General features: G+C 67.1%; 8 protein-coding genes. All 8 read right to left on the bottom strand.

Features of this window, described 5'->3' with window-relative positions; translation table 11 throughout:
- Nucleotides 1–88 precede the first annotated feature (88 nt).
- Entirely contained in the window at nt 89–895 is an 807-nt protein-coding gene (locus tag HFGMBDPB_RS02310) for an amino acid ABC transporter substrate-binding protein (RefSeq protein WP_016445573.1), read from the bottom strand.
- A gap of 208 nt (nt 896–1,103) precedes the next feature.
- The gene (gene pelG, locus HFGMBDPB_RS02305; protein ID WP_016445572.1) at nt 1,104–2,477 is read right to left on the bottom strand and encodes an exopolysaccharide Pel transporter PelG; all 1,374 of its coding nucleotides are present in this window, start codon (nt 2,475–2,477) and stop codon (nt 1,104–1,106) included.
- A complete protein-coding gene (gene pelF, locus HFGMBDPB_RS02300) occupies nt 2,477–4,033 on the bottom strand; it encodes a GT4 family glycosyltransferase PelF (protein ID WP_016445571.1) in 1,557 nt (518 codons plus the stop codon). Before pelF ends, pelG begins: the two co-directional genes overlap by 1 nt.
- Nucleotides 4,030–5,052: a hypothetical protein gene (locus HFGMBDPB_RS02295; protein ID WP_016445570.1), complete on the bottom strand. Its 1,023-nt coding sequence runs from the start codon at nt 5,050–5,052 to the stop codon at nt 4,030–4,032. The genes pelF and HFGMBDPB_RS02295 overlap by 4 nt, the downstream gene beginning before the upstream one ends.
- Nucleotides 5,045–6,424, bottom strand: a complete 1,380-nt coding sequence (locus tag HFGMBDPB_RS02290) for a PelD GGDEF domain-containing protein (protein ID WP_016445569.1) — start codon at nt 6,422–6,424, stop codon at nt 5,045–5,047. The genes HFGMBDPB_RS02295 and HFGMBDPB_RS02290 overlap by 8 nt, the downstream gene beginning before the upstream one ends.
- Before the next feature lie 22 nt (nt 6,425–6,446).
- Nucleotides 6,447–6,998 carry a penicillin-binding protein activator LpoB gene (locus HFGMBDPB_RS02285; protein ID WP_212644836.1) on the bottom strand — a complete coding sequence of 184 codons (552 nt, stop codon included), beginning with the start codon at nt 6,996–6,998 and terminating at the stop codon, nt 6,447–6,449.
- A gap of 25 nt (nt 6,999–7,023) precedes the next feature.
- Complete coding sequence (locus HFGMBDPB_RS02280; RefSeq protein WP_212644835.1) at nt 7,024–10,872, bottom strand: tetratricopeptide repeat protein; 3,849 nt, start codon at nt 10,870–10,872, stop codon at nt 7,024–7,026.
- Entirely contained in the window at nt 10,838–13,657 is a 2,820-nt protein-coding gene (locus HFGMBDPB_RS02275) for a bifunctional glycoside hydrolase/polysaccharide deacetylase family protein (RefSeq protein WP_212644834.1), read from the bottom strand. The genes HFGMBDPB_RS02280 and HFGMBDPB_RS02275 overlap by 35 nt, the downstream gene beginning before the upstream one ends.
- Between the last annotated feature and the right edge of the window lie 217 nt (nt 13,658–13,874).

The following is a 13,874-nucleotide window of genomic DNA, read 5'->3' as shown; positions in this document are numbered from 1 at the left end:
GATCCGGGCAGCCACGGGCGCGTGCGTCCCAGAACGCAAAAGACCGGCAATGCCAGGCTGGCCTTGCCGGTCGCATGGTGTGCCGGATTTACTTGATGATGTCCTTGCCGAACCACTTGGAGGCGATTTCGGCGGCCTTGCCGTCCTTCTTCATCTCGGCCAGCGCGGCTTCGAGCTTGCCCAGAACTTCGGTGTCTTCCTTGCGCAGGCCCACGCCGTAGTCCTCGGTGCCGAAGTTGTCCTCGAGCACCAGGTACTCGCCAGCCTTCTTGGCCACGTGGAAGCGCCCCACGACCTCGTCGACCACGACGGCGTCCAGGCGGCCGGCCGACAGGTCCATCAGCGCGGTGATGTTGTCGCCGAAGGTCTTCAGGTCCTTGAAGCTGGCGGCCACGGCGGCGTCCTTCTTGATGGCGTCCACGGCCGAGCTGCCATCCTGCGCACCCACGACCTTGCCGGCCAGGCCGGCCTTGTCCTTGATGTCGGAGTCGGCGCGCACGATGATGATCTGGTGGTTCTCCATGTAGGGCGCGGTGAAGGCGATGTTCTTCTTGCGCTCTTCGGTGATGGTCAGGCCGTTCCACAGCGCGTCGACGCGCTTGCCGACCAGCTCGGCCTCCTTGGCGCTCCAGTCGATAGGCTTGAAGTCCACCTCCACGTTCATGCGCTTGGCGGCTTCACGCGCCATGTCGATGTCGAAGCCGACGATCTCGTTCTTGTCGTCACGAAAGCCCATGGGCGGGAAGTTGTCGTCCAGGCCGATCACCAACTTGGTCATGGCTGCCGGCACGGGGGCGGCAACCGGCGCGGCGGCGGTCGATGCGGACTCGTTCTTGCCGCAGGCTGCCAGCAGTGCAGACAGGGCCACCATGGCCAAGAGGGTGCGTTTTTTCATGGCTTAAAGCTTTGGAGTGGAAAAAGCGAAAGGCGGCGGCCGCTGCACGCAAGATGCGCAATCGTTGTAATGAATGGTTCCTTGGCGGAACCTTTGTCTCGGTTGGGTGCCGGCGCCGAATCCCGTATTGTCGCGCAGACCGGCGCCCCCCGCCAACACGCTGGATCAAGACCGTGCAAATAGGCAAAGGGCGAGAGATGCCTGCCGGTCACTGCAGCATGAAGGTCTTGTACTCGAGCCGGTTGAGTTCGCGCGAGAGCATGAACAGGCCCACGCACAGCGTCACCAGCATGGCCAGGCAAAAGCCGTAGCCATAGAACGCGGCGCCCAGCGCCAGCGAAATGCCCGTGAAGGCGATGTTCAGCACCACCAGCAGCAGGCACAGCATGAAGACGATGCGCCGCTCGTCCAGATAGAAGAACACGTTGAGCACGGCCATCACGCCCACCTGCAGCCCGGCGCCGACCACCTGCACATGCAGCAGCGGCAGGTACAGCTGGGAGATGCCCAGCAACTGCAGGATGGCCGGTCCGGCCACCAGGGTGACGAGAACGGCCAGCGTCTGCACCTTGGCGATCTCGCCCAGGCCCGCCTGGATGGCGTAGACCATTTCGTTGCGCATGGACTCGATGTACTCGAGCGATCCGCCGCCGCGCACGGCATCGAAGAACTTGTCGTAGTACTCGACGAAGTCGGTCTCGATGCGCACCAGAAAGACCGCCATGCCCGGGATGATGGACAGGTAGGACAGGAACACCGGCAGGTCGTAGATCAGCGAGGCCCTGAGCCCGCCGATGATCTGCTGCGAGGTCGGCGGGTAGTACCAGAACATGAACTTGTCGATCCAGATGCCCAGGTTGTAGAGCACGCCGATGGCGATCAGCGCCGGAAAGATCAGCGAGCGCTGCGTGAAGTCGAAGGCGATCCAGCGCTTTTGCAGCGGAAAGCTGCGCAGCACGATCAGCCACATGCCGGCCAGCAGCAGCACGTGGCCGATCACGAAGCTGGCCAGCAGCCCTTCCAGCCCCCAGTACCGCAGCGGCAGCGCCAGCAGCACGATGAGCAGGTAGGTGGCGCCGAACAGCCCGGCAATGGCCCGGTAGTGCTTGAGGCCCGACAGCAGCACGGTCATGACCCAGACCACGCACATCAGCGTGAAGCCGGCCAGCATCAGCACGCGGTACAGCAGGCCCTGGCCCGGCAGCACCACGAACAGCGCCAGCGTGCCCAGCGCGCTGGCCGTGGCCACGACCACCAGCAGCAGGCCATGCAGGTTGGGCAGGATGCTTTCGTCCTTCTTGAGGAACAGCTGGTCCGAGACAAAGCGCGTGAATGCCAGCTGCGCCGCCCCGGTCAGGATCAGGCTGCTGGCCACCAGGTAGGTGACCGAGGTCTGGAACTGCGTGACCAGCAGCGGCGGCGCCACTACGCTGACGCTGAACACCCCCACCAGCAGGATGCCGATGATGGAGAACACCCACGGCCCCGAGCCGATCACGCCCGCATAGGCGTAGGCCTGGAGCACGCTGGTCAGCGTGTTCTTGCGCAGCAGGTGGCGCAGTTCGAATCCAATGCCGGCCATCAGTGTTTTTCCTCGGACTGTTGCAGCGCCCTGTCATAGACCTGCCTGTAGCGCTCGAACAGCAGCCGGTCGGAGTAGTAGCGTTCCACGCGCGCAATCCCGGCCGCGCTGGCGGCCTGCCATTGCCCGGGCGATGCCAGCAGCTCCAGGCAGGCATCGGCCAGTGCCTCGGGGTTGGCAATGCCGACCACGCGCCCGCACGAGCCCAGGGCCTGGTCCTCGGGCCCCAGCCCGTCGATGAGCTGGCGGCACGAGCCCACGTCGGTGCTGACCACGGGCACGCCGGCGGCCTGTGCTTCGAGAATCACCAGGGGCAGCGCCTCGCTGATGGACGACAGCACGACCACGCCCACCTTGGGCAGCAACTCCTCCACCTTCTGCATGCCCAGAAAGCGGACGTTGGCCTGCAGGCCCAGGCTGTCCACGAGGTTCTGGCATTCATCGGCATAGGCCGGGTCTTCGGCCGTGGGGCCGGCCACCCAGGCCTGGGCCTGGGGCATCCGGTTGACCACGCGGCGCATAGCGCGGATGAAGGTCTTGATGTCCTTGATGGGCACCACGCGGCCGATCAGGCACAGCACGGGCGGCGTCTCGGCCGGCCGCTGGGCGCGCAGCGGCGCAAAGCGCTCTATGCGGATGCCGTTGGGAATGCTGACCGTGCGCTCTGCCGCCGCGCCATCGGCCACCTGGCGCAGGCGGTTGTTCTCGTACAGCGCAATGATGGGGTCGGCCGCGCCATAGCAAAAGCGTCCCATCCAGTCGAAAAACCGTATCCACATCTGCCGGAAGAACGACACCTCCATGGGGTCGCGCTGGAAGATGTTGCGGTTGTCGCGGATCCAGGTGCTCTGCAGCAGGTCGATCTGCCGCTCCTTGGTATAGATGCCATGCTCGGACAGCACCAGCGGCAGGCCGCGCGAATGGTGCAGCAGCCCCCCCAGAAACCCCGCATAGCCCGTGGAGACCGTATGCAGCACGCGCACCGGAATCAGCCCGTGGGCGATGCGCGCCATCAGCCACAGCGGCTGCAGCATGATGCGCACGGTCCAGAAGAAGTCCACGAACGATGGATCGGTGCAGTGGCGCCGGTAGCTGTCGCGGATCAGGTCCCAGGCGAATTCGCTGTGCAGGAAATCCTCCAGCGGCAGGCTGCCGCCGGGCTGCAGTTCCAGCGCAATCGAGCGCATGGCCGCCAGCACCTTGGCCCGGCTTTCGGCACTGCCGTCATGTGCCTCCAGCGCTTGCAGGAACTCCCGGGCCTTGGCCAGGGCTTCGGGATGGCCGCGCGAGGGCGCAGGCTGGATGTTGGAGTGCAGGGCGTCAAAGAGGAAATGCTGCTCGAAGTGCACCACGTTGGGCGGCAGCGCGTACCGGAAATCGCCATAGTCCTCGCGCCGGCTTCCCAGGAAGACGATGGCGAAGCGATGCTCGGGATAGGCCTGCAGGATCTGGTTGACCCAGCTGGACACGCCGCCGCTGACATAGGGAAACGTGCCCTCCAGCAGCAGCGCGATGTCCGCACTGGCCGCCGTGGGGAACTGGCTCGCACGGCTCATGAGGCACTCCAGTAGCGGATGCTGGGCTTCAGGCGCGGCAGGGCATGCTCGATGTCCAGCGATCGCATCAGCGCCTGCGCCTTGGCGAACTCGCGCCGCTCGAACAGCAGCTCGGCCTGGTAGGGCACGACGCGCGCGGGCTCCATGCCCAGCGCCAGCGAGCGCTCGTAGCAGGCCAGCGACTCCACCTGCCTGCCCTGAAGATGCAACAGCCGGCCACGGCGCAACAGCAGCAGCGCGTTGTCAGGCCGCTGGGCCAGCACCAGGTCGCAGTAGTGCAGGGATTGCTGGATGGCGTGGTCACGCACATCGCCCTGCGCCACGCCCTGGTAGACCAGCTCCGCATACAGGTCGGTGAGCGCCCGAGCCGCCTGCAGTCCGCGCGGCCCGCAGGGCGCATCGCCCTCGGACTGACGGGCATGCTCGAACAGCTGCAGCTCCTGGTGGATGGTCTTGCTGATCTCGCGCTCCTTGGCGTCCAGCATGCTGTAGGCCAGCAGGCGCAGGTCCTCGCTGGAATCGCCCAGCGCCGTGCGCAGCATGGGCGAGGCAATGCGCCCCGGCACGCTGCCCAGCGCCACCATGGCCCGCATGCGCGAGGCGACGGGCACATTGGGATTGGCCAGGAAGGACTGCAGGCCCGCCTGGCGGCGGCTGGTTCCGGACTGCTGGTGCGGGTCGAAATCGGGCAGGGGCATCACCGGAAAGCGCTGGCCACCGCGCGGGCCGCGCTGCGTATGCAGCGCAATGGTGGCCACGACGGCGCCCAGGATGCCGGCCACCGGCACGGCATAGGCAAACAGCCCCATCAGCGCCACCAGGGCCAGGCGCTGGCGCACCGACCTGGCCGAGGTGGCCAGGAACGGCGCCAGGCAGAGCGCCAGCAGGCCGCTGGCCAATCCATGGGCCATGAGATAGCCCAGCAGGGCGGCGTCCGACTGGCTGCGCAGCAGCCACAGGCTGCTCCAGGAGGCGATTTCCGCGGCCAGCGCGCCCAGGGCCAGCTTGAGGTTAAGCATGGCCTTGCCCCATCTGGTGCAGCCGCTCCAGCACGCTGATGGCCGAGCAGCGGTCCAGCAAGATGGTGCGCGGGAAGATGCCCGCATCGGCCAGCGAGGCCACGCCGCGCTGGGCCAGCCAGGCCTCGATGCGGTTCAGGTAGCCCTCGGCCGTGGCGTTGGTGCCCAGCGGCATGAAGATGGCCAGCAGCTGCCGGCCATCGCGCTCCTGCAGCCAGGAGCGGTCCAGCATGCGCTCCAGCCGCATGATCTGCTGGGCCATCTGCGCCTGGACGGCCGATGGCGACAGCTCCAGCGCCACCACCACGCTGCTCAGGCGCGCGCTGCGGTTCACATGCTCCATGCGCTGCACCTCGAAAGCGAAGTGCGGCGGGCAGTCGGGATAGGCCTGCAGCAGCGGTGCGGCCAGGCTGTTGGCGGCCACGCTGTCGGTGTAGTAGCCCAGCAGCAGGTTGATGGTCTGCAGCGCTTCTTCCTGCAGTGCGAAGAAAGGCATTTCCTCGACCAGCAGCAGGCCGTAGATCTCGCCTTCCAGGTCCAGCATGGGCGCCACGACGATGTACTGCGTCTGCTGGCCTTGCGCCATGCTTTGCGAGATATGGCACAGCACATGGCTGTCCAGCGCCTGGCGCACCAGCGGGTCATGGACATGGATGGGCCGCTCGCCGCCCAGCTGGGCAATGGGCGTGGGGTCCAGCACATCGTTGCGCACGGGCACCAGGCTGGCCACGCTGATCTGGCTGAAGCGCGCCAGCAGGTTGAGCAGGCTTTGCGCATCGCCCTCGGCGCCGCTGAGGCCGCTGAGCACGTTGATGGCGTCGCGCATGGACACGGGACGGCCTATGAGCTCCTGCTCGAGGCGGTCATGCGACAGGCGCAGCAGGTAATGCTGGCGGATCAACTGCTCGGTGCGCTGGTCCATGTAATTCTGCGCCGTGCGCGCACGGCGTATGCGCGCGCGCCACAGGCTGGAGATCTCGCCCACGACCATGACCAGGATCAGGCCGCCCAGGAAATACTGTTCGGGAAACAGCGACAGATCCCGCTGGTTGACGCCCAGCCATGCCAGCAGCAGCACACCGGACGCCGACAGGCCGGCAACGGGCCCGTAGCGCAGGGCCACGACCACGGGCGCCAGCCAGGCCCAGGGAAACTCCGCCTCCACCCACAGGGGGTTGGCGGGGTTGGCCCACATGCCGACCAACAGGGCCAGCAACGGCAAAAGCAGCGTCTCTCCCACCACCACCCAGGGCTTGGCGCTTGTCTGCACAAGCAGGCCCAGGGGCGAACCCCTGAATTCCGCGGCAATGCCGGCTCGGCGCGGTGCATCGGGATGCGGTGCCGCCTTGGGCGTGGTGGCTTGGTCTGGCATGGAAAATCGTTCCTCGATGCGCTTATCGGGCGTTGGCCAGGCCCGTGCCCAGCAGATTGCGGATCAGCTTCTGGCCCACGGCGGCCAGGGCCTCGCGGCTCCAGCCGCTTTGCGCGCCCGCGCCGCTCCACACGGTGGCGCCGGTGCCCACGTCCACGATCTCCAGCGTCACGCCCACGGCCGGTTCGCCATCCACTCCGACCTTGTAGCGCCATTCGTCCACCGCGCCCGTCAGCGCATAGCGCACGCCTTCGCCGCGCGCCCAGGCCAGGGCGTCCTCGCGGCGCTTGGCGTCGCGGCCGTCGAACAGCGTCTCCTGCAGCGCATCGCCCGTGTAGCGCTTGACCTGGCCCATGCCGCGCGCATTGATCAGCGCCGTGGCGATGGCGGCGGCGCGGTTGCCGGCCATGGGTGTCTCGGTGTGGTTCTCGAAGGGCAGCACGGCCCAGCTGGCGTTCGTCTCCAGCGCGGGCGCCGTGCCCCGGTCGATGGTCGAGCAGGCAGACAGCAGGCCGACAAGGGCCATACCCGTGAGCACGCGAAGGCGGGAGGCAAAAGAAGTGCGGTGTGTCATGGAAAGGCTCCTTGAAGTCTTCGGATCAGTAGTGGAGGCGGTAGGTGAGCAACAGCTCGCGGGTATTGCCCACGGTGTTGATGCCCGACTTGGACAGGTTCAGGCCCAGCGCGAGGTGGTCCGCGCCGAACAGGCTGGTGGCCAGGCCCATGCCCAGCTCGTAGCCCGCACCGTTGATGCTGTGGTGCGTCAGGGCCAGGCTGGCATAGGGCCGCAGCGCGCGCGTGTATTGCTGCTCGTAGCCCGTGTTGAACATCATCTGCAGGCCCGAGAAGCGGAAGCTGCGCGGCAACAGATAGTCGATGGTGGGATCGTTGAACGCAGGCAGGTAGCCCAGGATGGCCGCATCCCTGCCCTGCAGCAGCGCCGGGTCGGTGCGGCTGTAGCGGTGCCAGGAGGTGAAGGCGCCGAACTGCAGGGTGGGTGCCTCGCTGCGATAGGTGTGCAGGTATTGCAGCATCGCATGGTTGCCGGAGCCCACGCGGGCGCCGCTTTGCACGCGGTAGCGCTCCGATGCCAGCTCCAGCGTGATCTGGTCCAGGCGCGAGAGCTGGTAGCTGCTGCCCAGCGACACGCGGTCCTTCATGCCGCCCATGCGCATGGCCAGCGTTTCCTGCGTGGCCAGGTGCCGGCCCAGCGATGCCTGCAGGCTCCAGCGGCTGTCCACGTTGTAGGTCTGCGTGAACTGCATCGGCGTGTAGCTCTCCAGGCTTTCGCGCCGGCCCAGCATGAACTCGCTGGAGGCCGACTGCGTCTTGCGCGTCAGGCGCAGGCCGATGCCCCGCTCCTGGGAGGGTCCGCGCACCAGGGTGCTTTTGTTGACCGTGCGGCGCACGTCCTCGGCATCCAGGTCCAGCGCCCAGCGGGGGTTGAGACCCACATGCCAGCGCAGCCGCGAGACCTGCTCGTCGATGGCGTCCATGCGGCGATTGCGCAACTGCAGGCCGCCGTAGTCGCTGAAGGCCAGCAACTGCTCGGTCAGCCCCAGGTGCAGGGGATCGTCGTCGGGCTGGTAGGCCATGCTCTCGAAGCCCGCGGTCTGCGCCAGCCGCACATCGCCCACCATGGCCGCCGCGTTGATGCGGTCGTAGCGCGGCAGTGCCTCGTCATGGCGCTGCAGCAGTTGCCCGGCCTGGGCCACATCCTTTTCCGCCAGGGCCACCGTGATCTCGGCCCACAGCGGTGCGCTGGCACTCTTGCTGCGGCTGCGCGCGTACTGCTGCCAAAGGTAGCCGCGCTCGGCCTGGTATTCGCCGCGCTCCTGCAGCCAGGCGATGGCCAGCTCGGCCGCAGCGGCGGAATGCTCGCGGCGCCCGCCTTCCAGGTCCATGCGCAGCAGCTCGCGCATCAGGGCGAATTCGGCATCTCCCTGGGTATGAAAGAGCATGAGCCGGCTGCGTGCCTGGCGCTGGACCTCGTCCAGGCCCTCGGCGGTCAGCCAGCGGCGGGCCGCATCGGCCGAAGGGCCCTGCTGCGCACGCGTGCGCGCCTTCTCGCGCTGCCACAGCTGCTGCCTCAGGTTCCAGGCCTGGTCCGCCTGCTGGTTCTGCTCCAGCGCATCCGCGTACTGCATCATCCACAGGAAGTCGTCGGCATGCTCCGTGCGGTGCGGCTTCAGATACCGCTCCAGCGCAACGGCCGGGCGCGACAGCGTCATGTAGGCCGCCGCCAGGGCGCCGTGCATGTCGGCATCACGTGCCCACACGGGCTCGGCCGCCGCCAGCAGCAGCTTGAGGGCCGCCGCGTTCTGCGTGTCGATCAGCAGCCACATCAGGCCCTGGCGCAGCGGCGTGGAGCCGGGGTCCAGCGCCAGGCCCTTCTCGAAGGCTTCCATGGCCTTTTTCAGCTGCGCAGTGCGCTGGTAGTAGGCGCCCAGGATCTGGAAGAAGGTGGGCTGGCCCATCAGGCGCTTGAGCAAGGCCGGGTCGGCCATGATGCGCTCGACCTGGCGGCCGATCTGCGTCCAGTCCTCCTGGTCCTCCAGCAGGTAGAAGGCCTGTGTCAGATGGCGCACGTCCTGGAACTGCTCCCAGGCATGCAGGGACATCTGGGCCGCCTCGCGCCGGTCGGTGCGCTGCAGCAGGCGGATCACTTCGTCGTAGTCGCTGATGCCGGCGTGCGGCGTCTGCAGCAGGCGGCGGTAGGCCTTGAGCGTCAGCGCCTCCTGGCGCTGGTCCTGGGCCAGGTCGCCCAGCAGGCGCCAGTACTCGCCTTCGTCCTGCATGCCGGCCGGAACGCGCGTCTGTGCGTCTTCCAGCCAGCGCAGGCCCAGCGCCGGCTCGCCCTGCAGCAGCGCGAGCACGGCGGCGGGCATGACATGGGCCGGCGTGCGCTGCTCGGGATCGCTGAGCACGCGCTTCCATGCCTGCAGCGCCAGCGGCGAACGGCCTGCGCGCTCGGCCAGCTGGGCCAGCAGAATCTGCGACTGCGGCGTGCTGCCGTGCTTTTGCAGATAGTCGATGGCCGCGCCCGGCTCGGCCTGGCGCTCATAGGCCTGGACCAGCGCCTGCAGCAGCGCGGCATCCTGGGGACGGCGGCTCAACTGGTGGCGCAGACCGGCAATCAGGGCGCGGTCGTCGAACAGGCCCGGCGCCAGGCGCATCACCGTCTTCCAGGCATCTTCACGGCCCGTGTTCTGCGCAATGACCAGCCAGTTGTCCAGGGCCTGCTGCTGCTGCCCCATCCATTCGGACACCTGGGCCAGGCGCTCGCGCCAGGCCATGTCCTGCGGCGCCTGGCGCACGGCGGCCGTGGCCACGCGCCAGGCATCTTCCAGGTTGCGGTTTTCGAGGAACACCTCGTAGCCCAGCTGGTAGGTCTTGTCGTCAAAGGGCAGGCCCGGCGGCGGCTTGCGCGCGGGGTCGGCCGTGCGCAGCATGCGCCAGCCCGGGGCGGTCCAGGCCACGGGCTGCAGTGCCCAGGCGCCGTCATCGGCCACTGTGGACGCTACGGCCGGGCCGGCTCCCGAAGCGCCTGCCACCTGCACCTGCCATTGCTGCAGCAGGGACAGCTGCAGCAGCCGCTTGGCATAGCGCTCGGCCTCGGCCCGGTTGCCGGCCGCACGCGCCAGGCCGATGAGCCTTCGCAGCGTTTCCGGGTCGCTGCCCAACAGTTCTTCCTGCTGGCGCGCCAGCGCCAGCGCTTCGCTGGCACGGTTGCCGGACTGCAGCACCTGCAGGGCCTGCCAGAGATAGGCGCGCGACTGCTGGACGTCCTCGGTCGTGGCGCTGGCCTGACGCAGCAGCCGGGCCGATTCCTCGTACAGGGACATGCCCAGCGCCTGCCGCGCAGCGGACTCATAGACCTGCGCCTTGCGCGCGGGATCGGCCTGGCGCTCTGCCACGTCGTCGTAGATGCCCAGGGCCAGCGGTGCGTCCTTGAGTACCAGCGCCGAAGAGGCCAGGTACAGCGCCTGCTCCTGGGTCAGACCCGCCAGCGGGACCTCCTTGAGCGCCTGCATCACCTGGAGCGCCAGGGCATCGGCCTGCCCTCCGGCGCGATGGTCCTGCTTTTGCGCCTCCAGATAGTTCTGGTAGGTGGCCTGCCAGCGCTCCCAGGCCTGGACGGCGGCGCTGGGCAGCGCCTGCTTGGCTGCCTCTTCACGCGCCAGCTTGATGGCTTTCAGGCGCTCCTCCTTGGCCTTGAGCAGGGCGCGCAGGTTTTCATTGCCCGGGTCGCTCTTGAGCAGGTTGCTCAGGTAGTTGTAGGACAGCTCGGAATCATCTCCGGTGACGGAGAGCCGGCGCTCCAGATCCTGCTTGGGAAACAGCATCCACAGGGCACCGCCGATCAGTACCGCCAGCAGCACGATCAGCCAGAAGGGAACCGTGACGGGGCGCTCAGAGCCCCCGGCATTGCGCTTGGAGTTCAACACTGTTTTGGGTACTTCTGAAGGAACGGAGGTTGGAGCTGCCCGTATCGGCACCCGCCACGGCAATGAGGGGATTGGCGGCGTTCAGGGAACTCAGCGCACAGCCGGACGGCAGGTGCATGCGCAGCTCCAGCGGCACATGGCCCTGCAGGGTCAAGCGCACGCCGCCATCGGCCTGGGGCAGCCATTGCGTGAGCCGGGCATTGGCATCCACCAGATAGGGGCGCGCCGCGGAGGCGGCCGCGCCTGCGGCATCCTGCTGCACCAGGTATCCGGCGCCGCCGGCCAGGTGAAGGTAGTTGCCGTCCGTGCCCTTGGCATAGCCGGCGATGCCGCGGCTGGCAGCCATGGACGGCAGGGCCATGCCGGGCGGCATGCGCAGCGTGCGCAACTGGCCCGGGCCCCGCAGGCGCCAGCCCTGCGCGTCGCGGCCGATGGCGAATTCGTAGAAATCCTGCACCTTGCGGATGTACTCGGAGCTGTAGACCGGGTTCAGCCGCTGCGCCAGCGCCCACTGGTAGACCTTGTGCAGGGCCTTGATGCTGGCCTGCTTGCTGGCGGAGTAGGAGTGGTAGTAGATGTCCACGGCCTTCATGCGCCGGGGCGCGTCGGTCATCTCGAAGGTTTCGATGACGCGCTCGAAGCCGTAGAACGGCCCGTGCCAGAGGTTGGTGTAGATGTTCTCGTTGGTGACGGGCGCATAGATCTGCAGATGGCCGCCCTTGCGCAGGCCCCAGCTGCGCACCTCCGTCAGCGAGGGATTGCTGCGCGTGATGGCCGTGTCGCCGCCATTCATGTTGAGCAGTCCCGCCGCGTCGGAGATGGCCAGGGCCTCGGCGCTGGGCGCCGTGTTGCCGGTCCACAGGAACACGTCCACCGGCTTGCCGGGCGGCGCCAGGCGCTTGCGGATGTAGTCGACCGAGCCATTGATCTCCCGGTTCATGTCCATCTGGTAGCCGGGGATGTGGAGGTTGAGGTTCACTTCCTTGCTGTCATCCCCGTCGGGCGCTGCCCCGGGCTCCCAGAAGAAGGGATGGGAATAGGAATGGCTGGCGATCTCGACATGGGGCATGGCGAAGATGCGCTTGGCAATGCCCTCCAGCTGGTCAGCCCACTGCGGATACAGGCCCTGCGGCGAGACTTCGGCCTCGATGACCGAGATGGTGTGCGGAATCCTGTAGCGCTCCAGGATCTCGCGGCGCAGCACTTCGCCCGCGAAGGGCGTGCCCGGCAGCTCGGCCTTGGAAGGAAAGCCGTCCCCGTCCACATGGGCCAGCAGCAGGCGGCGGCCGTTCTCGGTGGTGACGTCGGGCACCGGAAAGTCCTGCAGGCGCAGCGCCTCGCGCAACAGCGCGAAGGGGTCGATCACCCAGCGCGACTGGTCGGTGCCCGGCATGCCCACCACCACATAGGGCATGAGTGCAAAGCCGCCCCAGGGCGTGATGGCGGCCGACACGAAGCGGCGCCCCCGCTTGTCGTCAAAGGACAGCAACTCGCGGCTGCCCCTGGCCATCTGCGGCGTGAACTCCCAGCCCTCGTAATCATGCGCTGGCTCGGCCGGCTGTATCTCGAAACCCATGACCGGCGCCTTTTCGGCGCGCCGCAGCGGGAACACGGGTGCCGCTTCCGTGCTGCGCGTGCCCAGGGCGGCCGACATGGTGCGGTCCTGTGACAGGCCCAGCGTATTGAGCACCAGCAGCGGCATGCCCTGCTGCACCTGGTTGGCCAGCCACTGCCGCACGCTTTTGGCCCGCATCTCGGGCACCGCGCCGCCGAACCAGCTCACCACGCCGGCATAGCGGTCACGCGCCACGCCTTCGGGCAGGGGCTCGCGCACATCGGCGTAGTCGGCGACGTAGCCCATGTAGTTCAGGGGCATTTCCAGGAAGCGGTGCGCCGATGCGCCGTTGATGGACGGATAGTCGGCACCGTTGTAGAGAATCAACACCCTGCGCGCCACCGCCTCCACCTGGCCTATGCCCAGGGTCTGCAGCCCGGCATCGGAAACCCAGGGGATGATGCCCAGCTGCGCAATGCGGCGGGCGGTCTCGCGCGTGGCGTCGCGGTCATGCGGGGCCACGTAGTCGATGGACAGCACCGGCAGGCGGTCGCGCTCGCGGATGGTCTGCAGTTGCTGCAGTAGCCATTCGCGGTCTTTCTCGGGCACGTTCACATAGCGCTTGAGGCTGGCATCCCAGCCCCGCAACAGCGACTCGGCCGCCACCATCTGTACCTTGTCCTTCACGCGCGGCACGATCTCGAAGCCCCGGTTCAGGATCAGGCGGATGCCGGGATAGCGCTGGTGCAGCGTCTCGATGACGCGCACCAGGCCGTCCTGCTGGGCCTTTTCGTCGAAATTCGTGGCCAGGCGGTAGGAGTCCAGCGTGTCCAGGAAAAAGCCGCGAAAGCCCTGCTTCCACAGCGGCGCGATCACCTCGTCAGCAAAGAAGGCGGGCCACTGCGCGGGTGTCTGATCCAGGACGATGGACTGCCAGGCGCCGTTGCGCGCCATCTTCCAGGCCTCGGGAATCTTGCCGAAGTAGGCGCGCTCGGGCAGCACCTCGGCCACGGAAGCGTAGGCATACAGCTCGCTGCCCGGGGCCTGCTTGCGAAACCGGACCGGGTCATAGCCATGGCCCGGCTCCACGACGGCAATGTCGTAGAGGCTCAATTCACTGAGCGATGCCTTGTTCCCGTAATAGACAGCCACCGCGGGTTCGGCAGCCTGCACCACCCAGCCGCACAGCAACCCCCAGCAGACCAGGCAGCTTCGCAGGAAACCGTTCATGGCCTTCTCCTCAGGGCGTGGTGATGCCCCATCAATTCATAGTTTTTATGCATCAAATTTCTTAACAATTTGATGAAAGCTATCGTCAATCCGACGAAAAGCGGGCCGAGCATAACGTTGTTTGTCTACAAATGTGTTTTCTCCCTACTTTTGTGCTCAGCCCACTTGAACCCGGGGAGAAGCTGGGTTATTGCGATACTAGGCACGCCAAAAAATC

The organism is Delftia sp. PE138, assembly GCF_018320755.1.
In the GTDB taxonomy this organism is placed as follows: domain Bacteria; phylum Pseudomonadota; class Gammaproteobacteria; order Burkholderiales; family Burkholderiaceae_C; genus Comamonas; species Comamonas tsuruhatensis.
This window is presented reverse-complemented; position numbering and strand designations above follow the sequence as displayed.